The sequence below is a fragment of the Pseudomonas sp. BRG-100 genome, assembly GCF_000737955.1.
GTDB classification, from domain to species: domain Bacteria; phylum Pseudomonadota; class Gammaproteobacteria; order Pseudomonadales; family Pseudomonadaceae; genus Aquipseudomonas; species Aquipseudomonas synxantha_A.
Window position 1 is genome coordinate 725,463 of the sequence record NZ_JPRX01000001.1, and the last position, 24,653, is coordinate 750,115.

A 24,653-nucleotide genomic window follows, 5' to 3' on the forward strand; every position below is an offset into this window, starting at 1 on the left:
AAAAAACTCGGCCTTGATCAAAAACCGAGGGAGAAACTCACCGTCACCGCGTGGTCCTTGTCGTTGCGCGAGAGTTGACCCGAATAGCCCAGGCCCAGCTTGCCGTTCTGGCTGATCTGGTAGTCCAGGCCCGCCTCCACCACCGCGCTGTCCTTGGCAATCGGCACGCCCTGGGTGCTGAACGAGCCACCGCCATTGATGAAGCTCAGGTCGGCGTCAGGCTTGGTATCGCCGAAGGCATGGCGCCAGCCGATGCTGCCCCGTGGGGTGATTTTCGAGCCGTTGCCCAAGGTAAGGGTCTGGCCGATGCGTACGCCCAAGGTCGAGTAGGTAATACTTTGGTCGGCATCGCCACGCAGGGCTGCCGAACCGCCTTTCTCCTTGATCGTATCGCTGTCGTAGTTGACGTAGGCCAGGCCAGCGAACGGTTCCAGGGCCACGCTGGCGGTTTGAATGGTGTAGCCGACTTCACCGAACACCTGGGCACTGCGTGCCTTGTAGTCGGCTTTCAGGCGTTGGCCCTCACCGCCGACCGCCACGTTGCGTTTGCTTTCGATGTCATGCCAGCTGTACGCCACGCCCATGCGTGCGGCGAAGGCTTCCTGCTGGTAGGCGGTGTAGGCCATCAAGTGGTAGCTGTCCACATCGGCACTGGAATTACGGCGCTTGGCATCCAGATCACTGCGGGTGTAGCCGGCGGCCACACCGACGCGCCAGGCGTCGTCCACTTGCTTGTCGGTGCCGAGCAGGAAGCCGCTGAGATTGCGGTCCAGCTTGGCGGTATTGCTGTCACCGCCCATATGGCCCCAGGTGCCGAGTACGCGCATCCAACCGACCATCTCGCCGTGGCAACCGGCACTGGTCAGACGGTTTTCGCTCGGCGCCAGGGCATTGCGTGGGTCGTCCTCGCGGTAGCAACCGGGTTGGCGCATACGCTCGTTGACCGCGTCACGTACGTAACGCGAATCTTCGAGCATCGCGCTGGCGGTGCTGGCGTGGATCTCGCCAGACAAGCTGTCGAAGGCTGCGCGCGCCCCGGCCACATCAGCGTTGAGCAACGCGTTCTGCACCGCCGCGCCACCGACGGCTGCGCCGCTGCCCAAGGCCGCCGCCACGCCGCGCTGGTTAGCGGTAGCCGCCACACTGGCATAGCTGACGTTGTTGCGGCTGACCGCCAGTGCCACCTGGGTTGGGCTGTAGTTCAACGCGGTAGTCAGGAACGCCAGGTTCTCCAGGTTGGTGGTGGCAAAGGTGCCGTTGACCGCGCCCGCAGTCAGCAGGGTGTAGGTGGTCGCGCCGGCATACGGTGCCAAATTGATCACATTCAAGGTGCCGCCCAGGTTGGCAGTGCCGCCCACGGCCAGGGAGCCGGTGGTGGATGGGGTAATCACCAGGTTCAGCGCGCCCGTGCTGGCGTTGGTGAAGTTGCCGGCCACGGTCAACTTGCCGCCGTCAGGCGTCACTGAGCCGTTGTTGACCAGCGAACCGACACTGCCGTTGCCGGTCAGGCCCGCACCGTTGGCCACGGTGACCTGGCCACCGAGCACCGCACCTGGGTTGGCCGCATTACCCACCTGCAGTACGCCCTCTTGCACCGCTACGGTCCCGCTGAACGGCTGGTTGCCGGTCAGCAACAGCGCACCGGTGCCTTGCTTGACCACCGCACCGGTGCCGCTCAAGGTGCCGTTGAATTGGCCATTACTGCTTTGGGCAAATACCAGACTGGCGTTGTCGAGGATACTGCCTTGCAGGCTGGTGGTATTGCCCACCAGCGTACCGCCACTGACCGTAGTGCCGCCGGTGTAGGTATTGGCGCCGGTCAGCAGCAACGTGCCGGAATCCAACTTGTTGATCCCACCGGTTCCTACCAGCGGTGCATCGATCTGGGCGGTCACGCCGGAGTTGACCCGCACCGCAGCCAGGCTGCCATCCGCCGAATTGGTCGGGCTCAAGCTGCCCCCAGCGCCGGCCGTCAGGGTGTAACCGGCGTCAAGGAATTGCAGGCCGGTAAAGCCTTGGTTACCGACAACCGTCACGGTGCCGCCCTGCCCGCCAAATACCGCGAACTGGTTGGTGGACGCCTGCCCTTGGGTACCGGTGGGGTCGGTCCAGTTGGTGCCGGGGCCCCAGGTGCCGCTGCCACCGGTGATGGTGCCGTCGGGGTTGGTGGTGCCGCCGTTCCAGAACTGGATCTGCCCTGGGGCATTTTGCACTACCAGGTTGAGCTGGTTGGCCAGCGCGGTTTGCAGGCTCACGTTGCCCAAGGCGACGGGCAAGGTGCCAAAGGTAAGGCCGTTATCGACCAAGCTGCCGCCATAGCGGAACAGTTGATACACACCCAGACCGAAGCCGCCGGCATCACTGACGTTGAGCGTTCCGTCCAGGGTCAGGTTGCCAGCGACATTCACCGCAGTGCTCGAAGCACCCGGCGCGCCGAGGGCGAAGTCCAGCGTGGTACCCGACGACAAGGCCAGCGAGCCCACCGACAGTGGGGTCGCCGAGCCCGCCTTGAGCACCGAACCGTCCGCCATGCTCACCGCACCGCCCAAGGTGCCGCTGCCACCCAGGGTCGCGCCGCCGGCAACTTGCACCGCAGCGCTGTTCAAGGTGCCGTTGACCAACAGGCTGCCGGTGTTGACGTTGGTAGTGCCGGTAAAGCTGTTGTTACCGGTCAGCAGCAACGCGCCGGTGCCGGTTTTGTTCAGTACGCCGGTGCCGGTGAGGTTGCCGGTGTAGGTGCCGTCGGTGGCTTGCTCAAAGGTCAATGCCGCATTGTTGGCGATGGCGCCTTGCAGGCTGTTGGTGTTGCCGGTGGTGGTGCCACCGTTGAGCGTGGTGCCGCCGCCGTAGGTGTTGGCACCCGCCAGCAGCAAGGCGCCACTGCCGTTTTTCACCAGGCTGCCGGTGCCGCTGACGACGCCGTTGAGGGCCAGGTCATGGCTGCCGGCCAGGGTCAGCGGGCCGCCCAGATTGACGGCATTGGCCAGTTGCAAGTCAGTGCCACCATCCAGTTGCGCAGCGCCGCCGACAGTCAGGGCACCGCTGCCCAGTGCAGCGTTGTTGCCCAGCACCAGTTGACCGGCGTTGAGGCCGGTGCCGCCGCTGTAGCTGTTGGTGCCATTGAGGGTCAAGGTTGCAGCGCCGTTTTTCACCAGGCTGCCGCTGCCGCTGATGCCACCAGTGAGGGTCAGCGCGTTGCTGCCGCCAATCGCCAGGGCGCCGTTGAGTGCAGCTGCATTGGCCAGGCTCACTGCCGCGTTGCTGTCCAGGGTGGTGCCCGCCGCGGCAGTCAGTACGCCGGTGCCCAGGGCACTGTTGTTGCCGACCACCAGGGTGCCGCCATTGAGCGTAGTGCCGCCGGTGTAGCCATTGGCGCCGTTGAGCACCAGGGTGCCGCTGTCGAGCTTGGCCAGGGTACCGGCACCATTGAGCGTGACGCCCAGGGTCGCGGTCACGTTCGGATCGACGCGCACCGCGGTGTTGCCGGTGCCGCCATTGACCAGGTTAAGCACACCCGCCGTGCCGGAGGCCAGGTTATAGCCATCGGTGACAAACTGCATGCCGGTGATGTTTTGCGTGCCGTCCACCGTCACATTGCCGGCTGCGCCCTGGAACACTGCGAAACTATTGGTCCAGCCTTGGTTGAGCGTGCCGTCGACATTGGTCCAGTTGGTATTACCGGCGCCCCAGGTACCGTTACCACCGTCGATGGCAGCGTTGCCGATCAGGTTATTGCCATCCCAGAACTGCACAGTAGTGTTAGGTGCAGTCACCAGCAGGTTGACCTTGTTGCTGATGGCGGTCTGCACTTGCAGATCGCCCGGCACCACGCTGCCCGGCAGTATGCCGAGGGTCAACCCGTTGTCGGTAAGCGCCCCGCCGTAGTTGATGAGGTTATAGACGCCGCTGCCAAAGCCGCCGATATCGGTGACGTTGAGGTTGCCGTCCAGGGTCAGGTCGCCGCCGACATTCAGCAGCCCGGTGCCGCCGCCCACAACTGGGGTGCCTAGACCGACATCCAGATTGGAGTTGCCGCCCAGCACCAGCGAGCCCACCGACAGCGTGCTGCCGGTTTTCAGGCCGATATGGCCGCCGTCGGCGACAGTCACGGCACCACCAAGAGCACCGCTGCCGGTCAGGGTCGCGCCGTTGTTGACCGCCACCGTGGCACTGGCCAGCGAGCCTGTGACATTCAAGGTGCCACCGTTGACGTTGGCGGCGCCGCTGAGGCCATTGGTACCGCTCAGGTTGAGCACACCGCTGCCGTTTTTATCCAGGCCGCCGGTACCGCCCAGCGAACCGCCAAAGGTGTTGTCCAGGTTGCTGCCGCCCACCGCCAGCGTGCTACCGCCCGCCACCTGCACCGTGCCGTTGCCGGCCAGCGTGTTGAGACTGGCATTGCCGCCCAGGTTGAGGCTGGCGCCGCTGCCGACAGTAACGCCGGAAGTGCTGCCCAGTGCGCCGTTACCCAACGTAGTCACGCTGCCGCCGGCCACAGTCAGCGGGCCGCTGAAGCTGTTATTGCCAGTGAGCAACAGGTCCGCCGCGCCATTTTTGATCAGCGCCGCATTGCCGGCCAGTACCCCGGCCAGGGTCAGGTTATTGCTGCCTGCGACGGTCAGGTCGCCATTAAGATTGACCGCGTTGGCCAGCACCAGCGGCGTGCTGTTGGCCAGGGTCGCCGCCCCGCCGACGGTCAAGGCGCCCGAACCCAGAGTCGTAGCGTTGCCCAAGGTCAACGTACCGGCATTGAGGGTTGTGCCACCGCTGTAGCTGTTGGCGCCGTTGAGCGTCAGGTTGGCGCCGCCGGCCTTGGTCAGGGAACCGCTGCCATCAACTACGCCATCAAGGCTCAGATCATTGCTGCCGCCGACTGTCAGCGCAGCATTCAGGCTGGTGTTATTGGCCAGGGCCAGTGCAGCGCTGGTATCCAGGGTCGCGACGCCATTGACTGCCAGGGCACCGCTGCCCAGGGCCGATGCGTTGCCCAGGGTCAACGACCCCGCGTTCAGTTGGGTGCCACCGAGGTAGGCATTGGCGCCATTAAGGGTCAGGTTGCCCGCACCGGTTTTGGTCAGGCCGCCGGCACCACTGACCACACCGTTCAAGCTCAGGTCGGCAGTTCCCAGAATGTCCAGGTTACCGGCCAGGTTCAGGGTATTGGCCAAAGCCACCGCGGTGCTGCTGTCGAGGCTGGTACCGGCTGCCGCGTTCAACGCGCCACTGCCCAGTGCGCTATTGGAGCCCAGGATCAAGGCGCCGGCGTTGAGTGCGGTTGGCCCGGCGTAGGTGTTGTTACCACTCAGGGTCAGGTTGGCGATGCCATTTTTGATCAGGCTGCCGGTGCCTGCCACGGTGCCGGCCAGGGTCAAGGCGTTGCTGCCGCCAACAGTCAACGTACCGTTGACGTTCACATTGTTGGCCAGGTTGACCGCAGCGTTGCTGTCCAAAGTGGTGCCATTGGCGGTGGTCAACACGCCACTGCCCAGGGCACTGTCATTGCCGACCACCAGCGTGCCGCCATTGAGCTCGGTGCCGCCGGTGTAGCTGTTGGCCCCGTTGAGTACCAGGGTGCCGGTGTCCAGCTTGGCCAGGGTACCGCCGCCATTGAGCGTGACGCCCAGGGTCGCGGTGACGCCAGGGTCGACCCGCACGGCGGTGTTGCCGCCGGTGCCATTGAACAGGGTCAAGGCCCCCGCCGCGCCACCCGCCAGGTTGTAGCCATCCGTGACGAACTGCAACCCAGTGATAGCTTGCGCGCCGTCAACGGTGACGGTGCCCGCTGTGCCCTGGAATACCGCAAAGCTGTTCGGCGCCCAGGTTGTATTGAATGCGCCGTTGACGCCGGTCCAGTTGCCGGTGCCTGCGCTCCAGGTGCCGCTGCCGCCTTCGATGGCACCGTTGCCGGTGACTTGACTGCCGTCCCAGAACTGCACGTTGGTACTGCCGTTGACCAACAGGTTGACCTGGTTGCCGATGGCGGTTTGCAGGTCCAGATCAGCGGCTGGGATATTCACCGGCAGGCTGCCTAGTTGCAGGCCGTTGTTGGTCAGGCCGCCGGTGTAGTCGATCAGGCGATAGATACCGGTGCCGAAGCCGCCGATGTCACTCACGTTGAGCGTACCGTCCAGGGTCAGATTGCCGTTGACTTGTACCAGTGCCGTACCGCCGGTGGATGGCGCGCCAAGGCCGGCATCCAGGTTGGAGTTGGCATTGAGCAACAACGAGCCGGTGGTCAGGGTAGCGCCCGAGTTGACCGCCAGGTGGCCGCCATCGGCGATAACCACATTGCCCAGCAAGGTACCGGTACCGCCCAGGGTTGCGCCGCTGCCCACGCTCACATTGGCGCTGGCCAATGAGCCGTTGACGAGCAGGCTGCCACCATTGACCAGCGTATCGCCGGTGAGCGCGCTGAGGCCACCGAGGGTCAGGGCGCCCGTGCCGTCCTTGGCAAAGTTGCCGAGCCCGGCCAATACGCCGTCGAACGTGCTGTCGAGGTTATTACCGCCAACGCTCAATGTGCTGCCCGCCCCGACTGTCGCCAGCCCTGTGCCGGTGAGCGCGCCCAGGCTGGCGGTACCGCCCAGGTTCAGGGAGGTACCGCCCGCCAGATTGACGCCGGCACCGACACCCAATGCCCCATTGCCCACGGTGGTAAGGCTGCCCGATTGCACATCGAACAAGCCGTTGAAGGTGTTGTTGCCAGTCAGGCTCAAATCAGCCGTGCCGGTTTTGATCAGGTCACCACTGCCTGCCAGTACACCCGCAAGGGTCAGGTTGTTATTGAGACCGCCCACTGTCAGGCCTGCATTGAGGTTGACCGCGTTGGCCAGCACCAGCGGTGTGCTGTTGGCCAAGGTGGCCGCACCGCCGACCGTCAAAGCGCCGGTACCCAGCGCCGCTGCCGTACCGAGGGTCAAGGTGCCCGCATTGAGGGTGGTACCGCCTTGATAAGTGTTGACGCCGTTGAGCGTCAGGTCGGCGGCGCCGTTCTTGACCAGCTCGCCAGTGCCACTGAGCAGGCCAGCCAAGGTCAGGTCATTGCTGCCGGCTACGGTCAGCGCCGCGTTCAGGACGGCATTGTTACCGATGGTCAAGGCTGCATTGTTATCCAGGGTTGCGGCGCCACCAACGATCAGATTGCCCAGCCCCAGCGCCGCCGCATTGCCCAGGGTCAGCGTCCCGGCGTTCAGTGTGGTACCGCCGAGAAAGGCATTGGCACCCGTCAGGGTAAGGTTGGCAGCGCCGTCTTTAGTCAGGCTGCCGGCGCCATTGATCGCCCCCGTCAGGGCCAGGTCGGCGGTGCCGCCGATGCCCAGATTGCCCGCCAGGTTGATTGCATTGTTGACGCTCAGCGCAGTGCTTGCATCCAGGGTTGTACCGCCTGCCGCATTGAGCACGCCAGCGCCCAACGCGCTATTGGCCGCCAGCACCAGACCACCCGCATTCAAGGCCACCGGGCCAAGGAAGGTATTGCTGCCACCCAGGGTCACAGTGGCCGCGCCATTTTTGATCAAGCCGCCCGTGCCGCCAATCACGCCGTTGAGCGCCAACGCGTTGCTGCCCGCCAGGTTCAGGTCGCCGTTGAGGGTGACGTCATTGCCAAGCGCTGCCGCGGTATTGCTGTCCAGCGTAGTGCCCGCCGCAGCGGTCAGGGCGCCAGTGCCCAGCGCGGTGTTACTGCCGACCACCAACGTACCGCCATTGAGCAAGGTGCCACCGGTGTAGCTGTTGGCGCCACCGAGTACCAGTGTGCCGGTATCGAGTTTATTCAGGGCACCTGCCCCGGTGATATCGACGCCAATGGTCGCGGTTGCCAGCGGGTCGACACGCACCGCGAAGTTGCCACTGCCGGTGCTCAATTGCCCCCCGGTGCCATTGACCAGATTGTAGCCATCGGTGACGAATTGCATGCCAGTAAGGGTCTGCGCACCCTCCACGCTGACGGTACCCGCCGCGCCCTGGAACACCGCAAAACCGCCGCCCCAGGTCTGGTTGAGAATACCGTCGGCCGAGGTCCAGTTGGTGCCGCCCGCCGTCCAGGTGCCGCTGCCGCCGTCAACACTGCCGTTGGGCACGGTGTTGCTGCCGTCCCAGAAGCGGATGTTCGGTGCCGACACCACCAGGTTGACCTGGCTGCCCATCGAGGTTTGTACCAACAGGTCACCCAGGCCATAGCCCAACGGCACGCTGTTGACGTTCAATGCGCCGGCCAGGCTGCCGGTATAGTTGATCAACCGATACACACCGGCACCGAAACCACCGGCATCGCTGACGTTCAGGTTACCGGCCAGGTTCACATTGCCACCGACATTCAGCAACGAAGTCAGCGAAGGTGCACCGAGGGCCACATCCAGATTGCCGCCGGCGCTCATGTTCAAGCTGCCGGCGGATAAGGTCGCCCCGCTACCCAGGGCCAAGTGCCCGCCGTTGTTGATATTCACCGCACCCAACAGCGAACCGCTGCCGGTCAGCGTGCCGCCGCTATTCACGTCAACCACCGCACTGCCCAGGGAACCGGTGAGGTTCAAGGTGCCTGCGTTGATTGCCGTGTTACCACTGATGCCGTTGATCCCGGTGAGGTCCAGCGTGCCGGTGCCGACCTTGATCAAGCCACCCGCGCCACTGAGGCTACCGTCAAAGGTACTGCTGGTGCTCAGGCCGCCTACGGTGAGATTGAAACCACCGCCCACCGCCACGTCGCCCGTGCCGCTGAGGCCGGCCAGGCTGGAATCGACATTCAGGTTCAGCGCCGCACCGGCTGCCACGTTGGCGCCGGAACTGCCCGCCAGGGCATCGGCGCTCAACAGCGTGACGCTGCCAGACAGGATATCCACGGCGCCAGTGAAGGTGTTGCTGCCCGACAGGGCCAGATCGGCCAGGCCATTTTTGATCAGCGCACCCGCGCCGCTGATCACGCCGTTCAGGGCCAGGTCGTTATTGCCCGCGAGGCTCAAGTCGGCATTCAGTGCAATGTCGTTGCCGATCCCGAAGGCCGCGCTGTTATCCAGGGTGGCTGCGCCGCCGACCGTCAAGGCGCCGCTGCCCAGCGCGCCCGCTGTGCCCAGGGTCAAGGTACCGGCATTGAGGGTGGCGCCACCGCTGAAGGTGTTGGTGCCGTTGAGGGTCAGATTGGCCAGGCCGTCCTTGATCAGCGGGCCCGCGCCGCTGATCGTATTGCCCAGGGTCAGCGCATTGGTGCCGCCAACGGTCAGCCCGGCATTGAGGACAATTCCATTGCTCAGCGCAACCGCCGCGCTGCTGTCCAGAGTCGCCGCGCCGCCGACAGTCAGGTCGCCAAGGCCTAGCGCCGAGTTGCTGCCGACGGTCAGTGTGCCTGCATTCAAGGTGGTGCCACCCAGGAAGCCATTGGCGCCACTGAGAATCAGGTTGGCCGCGCCGGCTTTGGTCAGGCTACCGGCACCATTGATGCCACCGCTCAGGGTCAGATCGGCGGTGCCGCCGATGCCCAGGTTGCCCGCCAGGTTGACCGCATTGGTCAAGGTGACGGCCGTGCTGGCGTCCAGGGTCGTGCCCGCCGCCGCATTTAATGCTCCGGAACCCAACGCGGTAGCGGAACCTACCACCAGCCCACCGGCATTCAGCGCAGTAATCCCGGTGCGCGTATTGTTGCCGGTCAAGGTCAACAGGCCCGCACCGGTTTTGATCAAGCTGCCGGCGCCGGACATCACCCCGCCCAACGTCAGCGGGTTGGTGCCGGTCAGCGTCAGGTTGGCGCCCAGCGCCACGTTGTTGGTGAGTAACGACGCACCGCCAGCATCAAGGTTTGCGGCACCCGTCACACTCAAGCCACCGCTGCCCAATGCGGTGTTATTGCCCAACACCAGTGTGCCGGCGCCCAGGCTGGTGGTGCCGCTGTAGCCGCTGTTGACGCCATTGAGGGTCAAGCTGCCCGCACCGCTGTGGGTGATCCCACTGGCGCCGGAAATCGCACCGCCCAAGGTCAGCGTGCCGGCGACGTCGGTGGTCAGGTTGCCGTTCAGGGTCAGCGCATTACCCAGGCTGACAGTACCGGGGGCCTGCAAGGTGGTGGCTGCACTGACCGTCACTGCGCTGCTGCTCAAGGCCAGGTTATTGCCCAGTTGCACCGAACCGCCGGCCAGGTTCGTCGCACCTGTGTAAGTATTGGCGCCGCTGAGGATCAGTTGCCCGGTACCGGCCTTGGTCAAGCCGCCCGCGCCCGAGAGCACGCCGCTGAGGGTCAGCCCGGTCGAGGCACCCTGCACCGTCAAGCCGCCAGTGCCCAGGGTCAGCAAATTGGACAGGGTCAAGCCATTGCCGGTGGCCTCGATGGTCCCGCCGTTGACGGTCAACACACCAGTGCCGAAGGTGGTGTTGTTATTGAACTGCGAAATGCCGCCATTGAGGGTCGTGCTGCCGCTGACCAAAGGCCCTTGCAGGGTCCAGGTGCCGCTGTTGATGGTCAGGTTGTTGAAGTTGACATAGTTGGCGCTCGACGCTGTGCCAGTCCCCGTGATACCGCCGCCGACACCCGTGGTGTTCTGCAAGATCAAGGTGTTGCTGCCCAGCGCGCCACCATCCACTTGGCCGGTGGGCGCGAATGTCAGGTTCACACCGAGCAGTCCGCCCAGGCTCGCGCCGATGCCGCCGCCGTTCGTTACGCTTGAACCGGTGACAGCGGTGAAGGTGTTGGTGCTACCGGCCCCCATCGACACACCGCCGGATATAGTCCCGGTGTTGAGGAAAGTGTTACCAGCGGTGGAGCTTTCGAACGCCACGCGCCCGGTCAGGGTGCCGTTGTTGGTCATGTTGACTTGCCCGCCGCCTTGCACCGCCACCACTGGGGTGTCGGAAGTGAACAGGGTCAGGCCGAGCAAGGACGAAGAGCCGATGGTGCCGTTGTTGACGATGGTGGTGATGCCGCCTGCACCGTTGGTGGCGTTCAGGGCCATGCCATCGAGCGAGGCCAGGTTGAGCCCCAGCAGCGCACCGGTACCGCGCATGATGCCGGTGGCGGTGTTGGTGATGTTCAACGCGCTGGCTGCCGTGTTGCCGATCACTACGCCACCGCTGAGCACTGAAACCAATCCTAGGAGTGCCGGGTCAATGGTGCCGGAGTTATTCAACGTCGCGTTGTTACCCGTCAGGGTCAACGCTTTGCCGCCCAGCGTCGCATTGAGTTGCGCTCCGGGGCTGACGTTGACTGTCAGGTCGTTGACCGCGCTGCTGAAGGTGTTGAGGAACAATGGCAATGACGGCACGCCCGTACAGGTCACCGTCGCGCCGGCTGCAGGACTTGCCGGGGTACAGGCGGCGAACACATCCGGGCTCGCCAAGCCCATGACCAAACCGGCCACGCCCAGGCGGATAGCAAGAGAAAGCGCAGAAATACGAGGTACAGCGGCAGTCGCAAGTCTTCTATCCACGTTCTACTCCTTGTGGTGCAAGCGTTTCGTCCATGAATGCGTAAAAAGCCCGGGTTTAACCTTCCACACGCATCGAATTCGAAATACCTGACCGTGTTGACTAACAATCCAGTTTGTCGAAACGTTAGTAGAGCCACGGAAAAGTCATTGAATTAAATGGTATTAATACTTTCGTAAAACCCGTGATCGAATGGGGTAACAACCAACATCCATTGACTGTCGCGACAAAAATACAAGTTTCAAAATGTGAAAAAGCGTTCTAATAGCGCCCTATCTCCCTCGCCACAGCAATAGTTAGCCGTTGATCCAAGTAAACAATGGAGTTCGCAATGCCCCATGAAGGCAACCTGTTACAAGCGGCCGTAGTGTTCCTGCTCGCTGCCGTGCTCACCGTGCCCCTGGCCAAGCGCCTGCAACTAGGTGCGGTGCTGGGCTATCTGTTTGCCGGTGTGATCATCGGCCCGTCGGTACTCGGCCTGATCGGCAACCCGCAAAGCGTGGCGCAGTTCTCTGAATTGGGTGTGGTGCTGCTGTTGTTCATCATCGGCCTGGAGCTATCGCCCAAACGCCTGTGGGTGATGCGCAAGGCCGTGTTCGGTGTCGGCCTGGCCCAGGTGCTGCTCACCGGGTTGGTCATGGGCGCGGTGGCGCTGTGGCTGTTTGGCCAGCCATGGAACAGTGCCATCGTGCTGGGCCTGGGCCTGGCGCTGTCCTCCACCGCGTTTGGCCTGCAAAGCCTGGCCGAGCGCAAGGAGCTTAACCAGCCCCACGGGCGTCTGGCTTTCGCCATCCTGCTGTTTCAGGACATCGCGGCCATCCCGCTGATCGCCCTCGTACCCTTGCTGGCCGGTGGCAGTCACCCAACCACCGAAGCCGAGGGCCTGCGCCATGGCTTGCAGGTACTGGGCAGCATCGCCGTGGTGATCATCGGCGGGCGCTACCTGTTGCGTCCGGTGTTTCGCATCGTCGCCAAAACCGGCCTGCGCGAAGTATCCACCGCCACCGCGCTGCTGGTGGTGATCGGCACCGCCTGGCTGATGGAGCTGGTGGGCGTGTCCATGGCCCTGGGGGCGTTCCTCGCCGGCCTGCTGCTGGCAGATTCGGAATACCGCCACGAACTGGAATCCCAGATCGAACCCTTCAAGGGCCTGCTGCTGGGGCTGTTCTTTATCAGCGTGGGCATGGGCGCCAACCTCAGCCTGCTGCTCAGTACGCCGCTGGTGGTGATCGGCCTGACCCTGCTGTTGATCGGGTTGAAACTGCCCCTGCTATACGCCGTTGGCCGCATGGTCGGCGATCTCAATCGCGAAAGCGCCTTGCGCCTCGGCGTGGTGCTAGCAGCCGGGGGTGAATTCGCCTTCGTGGTGTTCAAGATCGGCCGCGACCAAGGCCTGTTCGAACCACACCTTTACGATGTGCTGGTGCTGACCATCACCCTGTCCATGGCCTTGACCCCGCTGTTGCTGCTGGTGTGTCCGAAGCTGTTCAAACCCAAGGTCAAGCCAGTGGAAGTGCCCGAGGAATACCGCGCCATCGAAAGCGATGCGCCCCGCGTGGTCATTGCCGGCATGGGGCGGATGGGTCAGATCGTGGCGCGGATCCTGCGGGCGCAGAACATTTCGTTTATCGCCCTCGACACCTCCGTGGAAACCATCGAGCTGACCCGCAGTTTTGGCGGTATGCCGGTGTTCTACGGCGACCCCCAGCGCCCGGAAATCCTCCACGCAGCCAAGGTCGATCAGGCCGAATTCTTCGTCATTGCCATGGACGATCCGGAGATCAACATCAAGACTGCCGCTCTGGTGCGCAGCCTCTACCCGCACATGAAGATCATTGCCCGTGCCCGTAACCGCCAGCACGTACACCGCCTGGTGGACCTGGACGCTTCACCGGTGCGCGAAACCTTCTACTCCAGCCTGGAAATGAGCCGCCGCACTCTGGTCGGCCTTGGCTTGAGCCAGGCTCAGGCCGACGCGCGCATCAACCGCTTCAAGACCCACGACCAGCAAGTGCTCGCCGCGCAACACGCGGTGTACGACGATGCAGCCAAAGTCATGCAAACCGCTCAGGAAGCCCGTACGGAACTGGCGCGCTTGTTTGAGATGGACAGACTTGAGGAAGAGTCCGACAAGGTGTGACATGGAGAATGAACGAAATTGCGAATTTTCTGACAGAATACGCCGCAATTTCGTTCATCCCTGGAGCGCCACATGGCCACGTTCACCAAGACCGCAGTGCTGCTGGCCCTCGCGCTTACCGCCGGCAGCGTGTTCGCTGCCGCCAAGCCAACCACGCAAAAAATCTCCACCTTGGGTGGCAAGTTCACCTTCAACCTGCCCAAGGCTTACAGCGCTGACACCCTGCCCTCCGGCAAGGCTGAGGACGGCACCGCCGATACCCAGGGCACGCTGTATGCCAACTCGACAACGAAAAGTGTGGTGATCGTCGCTGAAACCGTGCGCAACGATGGGGCAACCATCAAGGATAACGACCCGCAGTTCCTTGATGGTGCCGTGGCCGATTTCGTCAAGGACCAGAGCGCCGCCCTGCCCGACTTCAAGAAGCTGGGCGAGAAGAAACTCACTTACAAGGGCCTGGGCCTGCGCCAGGTTGACAGCAGCGCTACCCAGGGCGGCGGCAAGACCTTGAACTCCACGTTCCTGGGTGGTTCCGGCAACCATCTGCTGGTGATCCAGGCGATTTCCCGGGCCGATGATGTGAAGGGGCATGCGGCATTGGTGAAGCAGATTACGGGCGGCAAGTAACCGCCCCTCCCACATTTTTTACTGCATTTCACTTCAAGCTTTTCTCTAGCCAGGCTTTCAAGTCCTGCACTTCCGCTTCGCTGATCGTGTGATTCATCCCCGGGTATTCATGAAACTCCGGCTTGAGCCCCAACCCCACCAGCACCTTATCTGCCTGCGTGGCCGAGCTGAAGGGCAGCGCCTGGTCCAGAGTGCCATGGCCGATAAAAATCGCCAGTTTGCCCATGGACGCATCAGGCTTCAGCGCAGACCTGAGTACCGGTAACACGCTGCCACTGAGCGCGGCGATACCGCGTACCAACTCGGGTTCACGCAAGGCCACCTCGTAAGACATGATCGCGCCTTGGCTGAACCCCACCAGGAATACCCGATCGCTTTGGGTGTGGTACTTGGCCGTGGCCTTGACCACAAAGTCCTTGATCAGTCGGGCGCTGCTGAACAGTTCATCGGTCTCGCCGTTGTACTCAGGCTCATCAGTCTTGGTAAACCAACGATAACCGTGCGGTTCCACCGGCAGCGGCGCACGCACCGACAGGTAGGTCCAGGTGGATGGCAACGCGTCCTTGATACCAAACAGATCTTCCTCGTTGCTGCCAAAACCATGCAGGAAGATCACCAGCGGCTGATTGCGCGCATCGCTCTGGGTTTGTTCCAGGTAGGACAACGGCAAGTCGGTGTGCAAGCCGGTATCGGCATGAACGGCGCCGGCCACCAGGGCCAATGCGAGGGCAAGCTGTTTGAGCATCGGATTTACCTCAGGGTTTGCGCAACAAATAGGTGTCCATGATCCAGCCGTTTTCCAGGCGCGCCGCCTTGCGTACCCGTTCGATCTCTTGCGCCACGTGGGCCACTTTACCGCTGATCAGGATTTCGTCAGGCGTGCCCAGGTATGCGCCCCAGTAAATATCCAGGTCCTGATCCGCCACGCTGCGGTAGGAATCTTCTGCGTCGAGCATCACCACCAGGGTATCGGCATCACTGGCCTGCCCCGCCGCCAGGCGACGTCCCGTGGTGATTTCGACGGACTTGCCGATACGGTTCAACGGCACCTTATGCTGGGCCGCCAGCGCCTGCACGCTGGTGATGCCGGGGATCACCTCGAACTCGAACACGCACCGGCCACTGGCCAGGATCGCCTGCAAGATACGAATGGTGCTGTCGTACAGCGCAGGATCCCCCCAGGCCAGGAACGCCCCCACTTCACCGTCGGCCATTTCTTCGTTGATCATGCGCTCGAAGGTGTGCTGCTTATCGCGGTTAAGGTCCTGCACGGCGGTGGTGTAGTCGATGTCACCGCGTACGCGCTCAGGGCAATCGGCCTCGACAAAACGGTAGCCGGGCTCGGTGATGTAGGTCTGGCAGATCTCACGGCGCAGGTCGATCAGCTTGTCCTTGCTCTGGCCCTTGTCCATCAGGAAGAACACGTCGGTACGGTTCAGCGCCTTCACGGCCTGCATCGTAATGTAGTCAGGGTTGCCGGCGCCAATGCCGATGATCAGGATGCGTTTCATGGGGTGCTCTCAGTGCGGGGCGTTGATTTTGCCATGATCTGCACGTCAGGCGTGAGTTTCCAGGCGCAGGCGCCACACGCCATTGAAGCGCAACTCAGTGGCCGACAGGGGCTCGACGTCGATCCGATAGAACATCGAGACCGGGAACTGCATGACGGAGAGCATCGCGGCGCGAATCACGAACGGGTGGGTCACGGCGACTGTATGGCCGGGGTGGGTTTCGAGAGATTCGAGCCATTGGCCCACACGCGCACAGAGCTGATCCACCGACTCGCCGCCATGGGGTGCGCGGGTGCTGTCGGCGCTCCAGGCCTTTAATTCCTGGCTATCGAGTTGGCTGATGTCCTGGCCTTTCCATAAACCGAGATCAACATCGCGCAACGCCACTTCAACCTCGGCGTGGGCGCCGAACAAGCCGGCTGTCTGGCGGGCCCTGGCTTCGGGGCCGCAGAGCAGGCGTGGCTGTTTTTTGTAGCGTCCGGCCAGGGAGCAAGCAGCACTTTGCCAGTCCATCGAGACGGACTCATCGTCGGGAAAACGCCCATGTTTTTGCAGGGGGGTGATGGCGTGGCAGATCAGGGTCAAACGGGTGGCGAGCATCGCACTTCACTCTGTTTTCGGTATGTTACTGCACCCCCAGTGTGAACGATGTACCTGTGGGAGGGGCTTGCCCCCTCCCACATTTAATCAGGCGGATGCACTCTCACTGAGCGGAGCGGCTGCGGCCTGAGCCTGCAACTGCGCGGCTTGCTGGCTGTATTCGCGCAGGTAGACGATAAATTCCTGCAACAGGCGGTCCCACAGTTCCAACTGGCTACGCAGATGCGAAGCGCCGACACCGGCCACCACCACGTCCATCTCCATCAACAGAAACTCACCCTGCACCGACAACCGCGCAAAGCGCCGCGAGGCATTCCACACCTGAGCCAGGCCCTCGGGCAATTCACCCTGCACCCGCAGGGCGCAGCTGTAGGTAAAGTCCACATAACTGCCCTGCTCGGCCGCCGGGTTGCCAAAGCGCACGGCAAAACCGATGCCCTGACTGGCGCTGAGCAATTGCACAACGCCGTTCTGCTCAGACTGGTTGACCCGATACCCGGCTTCCTGCAACAGCTCGGTGAGGCTTTGAATGGATACGCTGGTGATCAGTTGAACATCGCTCATAGTGGTCTCTTCCTTGTTGATCATTGATTAAGGCGGTGTGCGAGCATCGAACCGATTAAGGTATAGCTCATCGCCAAAACCTTGGGTCAATTCATTGGAAATGACCCATTCTCATCACAACAACGGCTGGCCACCTTTTTTGGATCGTGCTGCATCAGTTGGATAAGCGTCGACTATGAGGCCGTCTTCGGGAGCAAGTCCCCTCCCACATCGGCGGGCACAAGCGCCGAATGACCGCTGGCGACAAAATCCTCCTTGCGCAACACCACCAATGCCACCAGCGACACCACCCCGGTGGCCACGTAGAAGTACCACGGCGAAGTAATGTCCCCGGTCACCTTGATCAACCAGGTGGAAATCAACGGCGCACTGCCGCCAAACACCGCCACCGGCACGTTGTATGCCACTGCAATGCCGGTGGAGCGAATCCGCGTCGGCAGCAGCTCACTCATCAACGCGTAGGTCGACGACGCATACAGCCCGAACAGAATCGCCACCGCCATCAACGGTGCGAAGAACGACGCCGGGGTCGCGGTGGGTGCCGACTTGAACAGCCAGAACATCGCCAGGGTCGCCAACGTGCCGATCACCATCAGGAACGGCTTGCGCCCGTATTTATCGGTAAATGCCCCGCCAAACGGCATCACGAAGGCGGCCGAGAAACTGGCAACGAACACGTAGAGCAAGGTGGTGCCGCTGTCGAACTTGAGGATCTTGGCCATGTAGGTCGAGGCGAAGGTCAGCACCAGGTAGAAGATCGAGCTGTGCAAGGTGATGATAAAGAACACCAGGGCAATCGCGCGCTTCCACTGCCAGACCTCCCGCAGCGGCGCCCGCGAGGTTTGCCCGGCGCGTTGCAGGGCTAAAAACTCGGGGCTGTCTTCAAGCTTGAGGCGGATGTACATGGAGATAAAGCCCAGGGGCGCAGCGATCAGGAACGGTACGCGCCAGGCCCATTCCTGCATGACCTCGGCGCCCAGCACCCAGGTCATGCCATTGGCCACGGCGCCGCCCAGCAACAGGCCGAGCACAGCGGTGACCATCAACCAGCAGGTGGCGAAGCCGCGGCGACCGGGCCCTGCGTATTCGGAGATAAAGCTGGTGACCGTGCCGATTTCGCCGCCCGCCGAGAAGCCCTGCACGCAGCGCACCAGGATCAGCAGGATCGGCGCGGCGATGCCCAGGCTGGCGTAGGTCGGCAACAACCCCAGCATCACCGTGGAACCGGTCATCATCACCAGCGCCATGATCAGGGTTTTGCGCCGGCCGATCTTGTCTGCCAGCGGGCCGAAGAACAGCCCACCCAGAGGGCGGATAAAGAAGCTCAGGGCAAACGCGGCGAAGCTGGCCAGCAGGCTGGTGGTGGGGTCATCGGAGACGAAGAACGCCTGGCCGATATAGACCGCGAGAAACCCATAGACGCCGTAGTCGTACCACTCGATCAAGTGGCCCGAGGTGGCGCCCAGAAACGCTCGGCGGCGCTTGCGGACAGTGTCTTGTGCGGGATTGCCCATCGTGGGGACTCCTTGTCTGATTATCGATCCATGTCAAAGCGCGGCGATACTCGCTGCTTTCAACCACTGCCGCAAGTCGGTCTTGAGAATCTTGCCGTAGCTGTTCTTGGGCAAGTCGCTGCGCCATACATATTTTTTCGGTTTCTTGAACGAGGCCATGCGCGTCAGGAACCAGGCGGTGAGTTCACCCTCATCCAGGGGCTGGCCGCTGCGCGTCACCACAAACGCCACCACCGACTCCCCCCACTGAGCGTCCGGCTCGCCCACCACGCACACCTCAAACACCTGCGGATGCTGGGCCAGCACTTCCTCGACTTCACGCGGGTAGACGTTGCTGCCGCCGCTGATGATCACGTCCTTGGAGCGATCCGTCAGGGTCAGATAGCCGGCTGCGTCTAGATAGCCGATATCACCGGTCAGCAGCCAGCCGTCCACCAAGGTTTGGCCAGTGGCTTGCGGGTTGCGCCAGTAGCCTTGCATCACGGTGGCGCCACGCACCGCGATTTCGCCGCGCTCACCGGTGAGCAAAGGCTGGTGCGCAGTATCGAGAATACGGATTTCCACACAGGACTGCGCGTGGCCCACCGAAGCGGCCAGGCTGGCCCAGTCGGGGCGTTGGCGATCGGCAATCACTGCACGGGGCAACACGCTGATAGTCATCGGGCTCTCGCCCTGACCGTAGATCTGCACCAGGCGCGGCCCGAAGGTGTCGGCGGCTTCACGCAGATCGGCCAGGTACATCGGGCCGCCGCCATACACGATGGTCTTGATGCCAGCGCCGTGATAATCCTGGCGCCGTGCCTGCTCGACCATGCGCTTGACCATGGTCGGCGCGGCAAACAGCGACACATTGCCCACCTGCTCGGCCAGCCCGAACAGCTCGGCGGCGTCGAAGCCATGGGAGGCCGGCACCACGTGGCGTGCACCGCAACGCACATGGATAAAGTTATACAGGCCAGCACCGTGGGACATCGGCGCGGCATACACCGCTGCATCGTCGGCGCTGACCGCATCGACATCTGTGGCGTAGCACAGCGACATGGCGACCAGGTTGCCGTGGGACAGCATCACACCCTTGGAGCGCCCTGTCGTGCCGGAGGTATAGAACAGCCAGGCGAGGTCCTGGTCGTGGCGTGGCACCGGTTGCTCCAGGGTCGGCCAGCCAGTGTTGAGAGGTAAGAGGTGGCCGTCCAGCTCCTTGCAGCGCGGGGGCAAATCCCGTGATGAAAACACCCGGCCGCCATCGGTAAAGATCAAGCGTGCCTCGGCGTTATCGGCAATCCACGCCGCTTCGCTGGGGTGCAGTTTGGCATTGATCGGCACTGCCACGGCGCCCATCCACCAGATGGCATAGAGCAATTCCAGATAGTCGCAGCTGTTTTTCATCAGCAGCGCCACCGCGTCCCCCGGCACCAGGCCGTGCTGGTCCACCAGGTGCGCGGCGCGTTGGCGCACGTGGGCGGCGAAGGTGGCGTAGTCGGCCACTTGGGTGGTGCCGTTGAACAGCGCCGGGCGTTGCGGGGCCCGACGCTGGGTGTCGTGCAGCCAGTTGGCAATGTTCATGGCTCAGCTCCGGCGTGCCTGCAGGACCGATGCGTAGTTGGCCACCGCCATGCCGCCCATGTTGAACACCAGGCCGAACTCCGGGTTGGGCACCGCCAGGCCAATCGGTTCCCCGGTCAATTGCCGGAACGCCAAGGCATGCATGGACACCCCCGTTGCACCGACCGGATGCCCCTTGGCCTTGAGCCCGCCGGAAAGGTTGACCGGCAAGCGCCCGCCGGCACGCACCACGCCGCTGTCGAGCACGCGATGCCCTTCGCCTTTGGGCGCCAGGCCCATGGCTTCGTAGATCAGCAGCTCGGCAATGGTGAAACAGTCGTGCACCTCGGCGAAACTCAGGTCTGCCAGGGTCACATTCGCTCCGCGCAGCGCTGCATGGATCGCTCGTTGCGGGCCTTCAAAGGCCAGGATGTCGCGCTGGGCGATGGGCAAGGTGTCATTGACTTGGGTCATCGCCCGGATCTGCACCTCGCGGCGAAACGCCCGCGCACGTTTGGGTGACGCCAGAATAATCGCGGCGGCGCCGTCGCTGATCAGCGAGCAGTCCGTCAGACGCAGGGAGTCGGCCACGAACGGGTTGCTCTGGGACACGTTGTTGCAGTGCTCGAAATTCATCTCCCGATGCATCTGCGCCAGTGGGTTGGCCATGGCATTGGAGTGGTTTTTGGTGGCGATGGCCGCCATCGAGCCCAGCGGACAGTGGTAGCGCTCGGCGTATTGGCGGGCGGCGCGGCCGAACAATTGCGGGAAACTCAGGCCGGCTTCGGCCGGGTCGTTCTGATAGCCGGCGCCGGCCAGGGCTTGGGTGACCGCGGCGGTGCTGGTGTGAGTCATCTTTTCGGCGCCCACCACCAGCACCAACTCGGCGCTGCCGGAGAGAATCGCATTGACTCCCGCCTGGATCGCCGCCGAACCCGAAGCGCAGGCGTTTTCGCAGCGGGTGGCAGGTTTGAAGCGCAGCCCGGGGTCGGCCTGCAACAGCAACGAGGCGGCAAAGCCGTCGGGCACCAGCCCAGAGTTGAAATGCCCCAGGAACAGCGCGTCGATTTGCGACGCATCAATCGCAGCGTCACTCAAGGCTTCACGGGTAACCTGGACGATCAGGTCTTCCAGCGTGGTGCCTTCCAGGCGACCAAAGCGGGAGTGACCAGCGGCAACAATGGAGACGCAATCAGCAGGCATAATCAATTTCTTCTGTTCTTGATCCGGACTTTACTTACAATGACCCACCCCGGGTCCCGCGCCAATTCGTGTAACTACTTACATGGGTAAGTAGCGCACCAGGGCATTGAACAACGAGGCAGGATGCCCCATGAACGCGCTTGCACAGCAATTTCCCGACCTCGAACGCCTGGCGTTCAAGCTGTCCCCTGCCCCGCAGATCGTCACCAGCGACCGGGTAATACTCGACTGCAACGATGCCTTCCTGAAGCTGTTCGGCTATACACGCCAGGCGCTGGTCAATCAGTTGACCCTGCTGATCTACCCGTCCCAGGCCGACTACCATGCCATCGGCAAGCGCAGCCATGACTGGCTGCTCGACAGCGACAACGGCTTTTATTCCGATGAGCGCTTCATGCAGCACCACAATGGCGAAGTGTTCTGGGCCAAGTCCCACGGCTACACCCTCACCCCCAAAGACCCGTTCAAGCTGATGATCTGGCACTTCGAACGCCTGGACCGTCTGCATCAGGGCACTGGCGACCTCACGCCGCGGGAGCGGGAAATCGCCATGCACATCGTCAATGGTTTCAAGTCCAAGGAAATCGCCCTGCGCCTGGCGATTTCCCACCGCACGGTGGAAGTGCACCGGGCGCGGTTGATGAAGAAATTGCAGGCCAAGACCGTGGTGGAGCTGGTATCGAAGATCATTATGGTGGCGTGACAGGTAACGGCTATTGAGCAGGTTGCCTTCCCACATCATAGGTATCTACACAACTTTGTAGCTGCCGCCACTTTGATGTGGGTAACCACGATGCGAAGCGAGCCGCTCTTGCTCTTGATCTGCTTTTGATCTTAGGCGCCCCGTCAAACCACGCTGGCCGGAATTCGACAGGGATTTGGGGGGTAAACCGGCAGGGATGCCGGTTTAGCCGCCCCGCGCCATGGATGGCGCGTGGCGGCGGCCCCCCAAATCCATGGCGGATTACGGGTACACCGAGCCCAGGCGAGGTGCCGAGTGGTGGGGCAAGAGCGCTTTGGTTACTTTCGCGCTTTTCGAAAGTGACCCGCTGTAAAAGCGGAACCCATAGCAGCCGTTACCTAAATAACGGATATGTACTCGATCAAAGTCCAACATTCTGGCCGGCTGTCAGGCCGCCTTCGGGGTCAAATCGAATCGTCGCACCACTCCTCCCACATTTGGACCTAAGCACATCAGATATAGATTCGGCGACTGACAGGTCGTCACGGGAGCAAGCTCCCTCGCCACAGGTACAGCGCCGTACCAAAAGATGTGTAGATACCTATGCTCCCACATCTGAGCACATTTCAATCCGGCAGCCGATTCAGCTGCCTTATCCACCTTTTCAGCTTTCCCGGCTGAGCCGCCCCGCTGTTTCAGCCGGGATCCTCCCCCCCTATGGCACAAAATAGCTTCACAAGATCCCCCATGGACCCGTGCCCCCATGCAAACCACCAACACCGTCCTGATGATTCGCCCGGCGCGCTTTGCCTTCAACCCGGATACCGCGATCAACAACCGTTTTCAACGCCCGCCGCTGGACCCGCTCAGTGCACAGCACAAAGCGCTGAAAGAATTCGACGGCTATGTCGACACCCTGCGCAGCCACGGCGTGGAGGTGCTGGTGGTGCAGGACACTCCGGCCCCTCACACCCCGGACTCGATCTTTCCCAATAATTGGTGGAGCAGCCACGCCGACGGCAGCCTGGTGCTCTACCCCATGCAAGGCCAGAACCGACGACTGGAGCGCAACAAGGGCGTGCTGCAAGTTCTGGAGCAGCGCTTTGCGATCAACACCACCATCGACCTCAGCCACCTGGAACAACAGGACATCTTCCTCGAAGGCACCGGCAGCATGGTGCTCGACCGCCAGCACCGCATCAGCTACGCCTGCCACTCCGGGCGCACCCATCACGCGGCGCTGCACCAGTTTGCCGAACGTCTGGACTACCAACTCTGCGTGTTCCACGCCCTGGACCGCCACCACGCACCGATCTACCACAGCAACGTGATGATGAGCGTCGGTCGCGACCTCGCAGTGGTGTGCCTGCAAGCCCTGCCCGACGAGCGCGAGCGCCTGGCCCTGGAACGCTCACTGCGCGACACCGGCAAGGACATCCTCGCCCTCGACTTCGACCAGTTGGAAGCCTTCGCCGGCAACATGCTCGAAGTCCACGACCGTGACGGCCAGCCATTGCTGGTGATGTCTGCCAGCGCCTGGCGCGCGTTGCAACCGGCGCAGCGCCAGCAGGTGGAGCGCCATACGCGACCAGTGGTGGTGAATATCGACAACATCGAACGCATCGGCGGCGGCAGTGCCCGTTGCATGTTGGCCGAAGTGCATCTGCCGATCCGCCCCTCATTTCAATAAGGAGTCTTGCCATGACCCGTTATATCGACGTCAACGACCTCAGCTACCTGGTTTCGCAAAAAGGTTTGCAAACCTGCATCACCGAGATGGCCGAGTACATCCGTGCCGACTACCTGCGCTGGCAGGACTTCGAGAAATGCGCACGCCTGGCCAACCATTCACCGGATGGCGTGATCGAGTTGATGCCCGTCTCGGACGCCTCGCTGTATGCGTTCAAATACGTCAACGGCCACCCGAAAAACACCCTGGCCGGTATGCTGACCGTGATGGCCTTTGGCGCCTTGGGCGATGTGGATACCGGCAAACCCGTGCTGCTGGCGGAAATGACCCTGACTACCGCCATCCGCACCGCTGCCACCTCGGCCCTGGTCGCCCGCTACCTGGCGCGCGACAACAGCCGCAGCATGGCGTTGATCGGCAACGGCTGCCAAAGCGAATTCCAGGCCCTGGCCTTCTACGCCATGCTTGGCATTAACGAAATTCGCCTGTTCGATATCGACGCCAAGGCCACCGCCAAACTCGCCGCCAACCTCAAGGCGTTCCCGGCGATCAAGGTGATCCTGGCTGACAGCGTGGCCGACGCGGTCAAAGGCGCGGATATCGTCACCACCGTCACTGCCGACAAGGCTTATGCAACCATCCTCACCGACGAGATGATCGAACCGGGTATGCACCTCAATGCCGTGGGTGGCGATTGCCCGGGCAAGACCGAGCTGGACCGGCGCATCGTCGAACGTGCCCGGGTGATCGTGGAGTACGAACCGCAAAGCCGCATCGAAGGTGAGATCCAGCACATGCCTGAGGATTCGCCGGTGACCGAGTTGTGGCAAGTGATCAACGGCCAGAAGCCCGGCCGCGAGAATGCGCGCCAGATCACTCTGTTCGACTCGGTGGGTTTTGCCATCGAAGACTACTCGGCCCTGCGCTATGTACTGGACGTCGCCAAGGCGTTGGACGTGGGCAGCGAGCTGGAACTGGTACCCGACCTGGCTGACCCCAAAGACCTGTTTGCCCGCCTGGCCCGGCAGCCGGTCGCACAGCACAAAAAGCGCGCCTGAGACCGCTCTGGCCTGCCGCTTTGCGTCGAGGGCGGGCCGGACTTTGCTGGATTAAAAGCCGATTCGGCGGGTGCAACAGCCGATTGCGCTGCATTGTCGGTTTTAACAGCGCAATT

The 24,653-nt window shown here is 62.7% G+C and carries 13 protein-coding genes; 5 read left to right on the forward strand and 8 right to left on the reverse strand.

Going from position 1 to position 24,653, the window contains the following annotated elements; genetic code table 11:
- Positions 1 to 17: 17 nt before the first annotated feature.
- Positions 18 to 11,408: an autotransporter-associated beta strand repeat-containing protein gene (locus JH25_RS23800; protein WP_032876362.1), complete on the reverse strand. Its 11,391-nt coding sequence runs from the start codon at positions 11,406 to 11,408 to the stop codon at positions 18 to 20.
- A gap of 329 nt (positions 11,409 to 11,737) precedes the next feature.
- Between JH25_RS23800 and JH25_RS23795 the strand changes: the two genes are divergently transcribed.
- Both JH25_RS23795 and JH25_RS23790 read left to right on the forward strand, forming a co-directional pair.
- Positions 11,738 to 13,546, forward strand: a complete 1,809-nt coding sequence (locus JH25_RS23795; protein ID WP_005787577.1) for a monovalent cation:proton antiporter-2 (CPA2) family protein — start codon at positions 11,738 to 11,740, stop codon at positions 13,544 to 13,546.
- Positions 13,547 to 13,618: 72 nt separating this feature from the next.
- On the forward strand, positions 13,619 to 14,173 hold the full coding sequence (locus JH25_RS23790; RefSeq protein ID WP_032876365.1) for a hypothetical protein: 555 nt from the start codon (positions 13,619 to 13,621) through the stop codon (positions 14,171 to 14,173).
- A 28-nt stretch (positions 14,174 to 14,201) separates the two neighbouring features.
- Here the strand turns inward: JH25_RS23790 and JH25_RS23785 are convergent, their stop codons facing one another.
- The 7 genes from JH25_RS23785 to JH25_RS23755 form a co-directional block, all read right to left on the reverse strand.
- Positions 14,202 to 14,918 carry an alpha/beta hydrolase gene (locus tag JH25_RS23785; RefSeq protein ID WP_032876368.1) on the reverse strand — a complete coding sequence of 239 codons (717 nt, stop codon included), beginning with the start codon at positions 14,916 to 14,918 and terminating at the stop codon, positions 14,202 to 14,204.
- 10 nt (positions 14,919 to 14,928) lie between these two features.
- The gene (gene cobF / locus JH25_RS23780; protein ID WP_005787570.1) at positions 14,929 to 15,684 is read right to left on the reverse strand and encodes a precorrin-6A synthase (deacetylating); all 756 of its coding nucleotides are present in this window, start codon (positions 15,682 to 15,684) and stop codon (positions 14,929 to 14,931) included.
- A 45-nt stretch (positions 15,685 to 15,729) separates the two neighbouring features.
- A complete protein-coding gene (locus tag JH25_RS23775; protein WP_032876371.1) occupies positions 15,730 to 16,284 on the reverse strand; it encodes a histidine phosphatase family protein in 555 nt (184 codons plus the stop codon).
- Between the two features lie 87 nt (positions 16,285 to 16,371).
- A complete protein-coding gene (locus JH25_RS23770) occupies positions 16,372 to 16,848 on the reverse strand; it encodes a YbjN domain-containing protein (protein WP_032876374.1) in 477 nt (158 codons plus the stop codon).
- A gap of 173 nt (positions 16,849 to 17,021) precedes the next feature.
- The gene (locus JH25_RS23765; RefSeq protein WP_032876377.1) at positions 17,022 to 18,362 is read right to left on the reverse strand and encodes an MFS transporter; all 1,341 of its coding nucleotides are present in this window, start codon (positions 18,360 to 18,362) and stop codon (positions 17,022 to 17,024) included.
- A 33-nt stretch (positions 18,363 to 18,395) separates the two neighbouring features.
- Positions 18,396 to 19,925, reverse strand: coding sequence for a class I adenylate-forming enzyme family protein (locus JH25_RS23760; RefSeq protein WP_032876380.1), 1,530 nt, complete (start codon positions 19,923 to 19,925; stop codon positions 18,396 to 18,398).
- A gap of 3 nt (positions 19,926 to 19,928) precedes the next feature.
- Entirely contained in the window at positions 19,929 to 21,107 is a 1,179-nt protein-coding gene (locus JH25_RS23755) for an acetyl-CoA acetyltransferase (RefSeq protein WP_032876382.1), read from the reverse strand.
- A gap of 130 nt (positions 21,108 to 21,237) precedes the next feature.
- Between JH25_RS23755 and JH25_RS23750 the strand changes: the two genes are divergently transcribed.
- From JH25_RS23750 to JH25_RS23740, 3 genes are all read left to right on the forward strand, one after another.
- The gene (locus JH25_RS23750; protein ID WP_005787559.1) at positions 21,238 to 21,810 is read left to right on the forward strand and encodes a LuxR C-terminal-related transcriptional regulator; all 573 of its coding nucleotides are present in this window, start codon (positions 21,238 to 21,240) and stop codon (positions 21,808 to 21,810) included.
- Positions 21,811 to 22,552: 742 nt separating this feature from the next.
- Positions 22,553 to 23,479: a citrulline utilization hydrolase CtlX gene (gene ctlX / locus JH25_RS23745; RefSeq protein WP_032876385.1), complete on the forward strand. Its 927-nt coding sequence runs from the start codon at positions 22,553 to 22,555 to the stop codon at positions 23,477 to 23,479.
- Positions 23,480 to 23,490: 11 nt separating this feature from the next.
- The gene (locus JH25_RS23740; protein ID WP_032876388.1) at positions 23,491 to 24,537 is read left to right on the forward strand and encodes an ornithine cyclodeaminase; all 1,047 of its coding nucleotides are present in this window, start codon (positions 23,491 to 23,493) and stop codon (positions 24,535 to 24,537) included.
- Positions 24,538 to 24,653 lie beyond the last annotated feature (116 nt).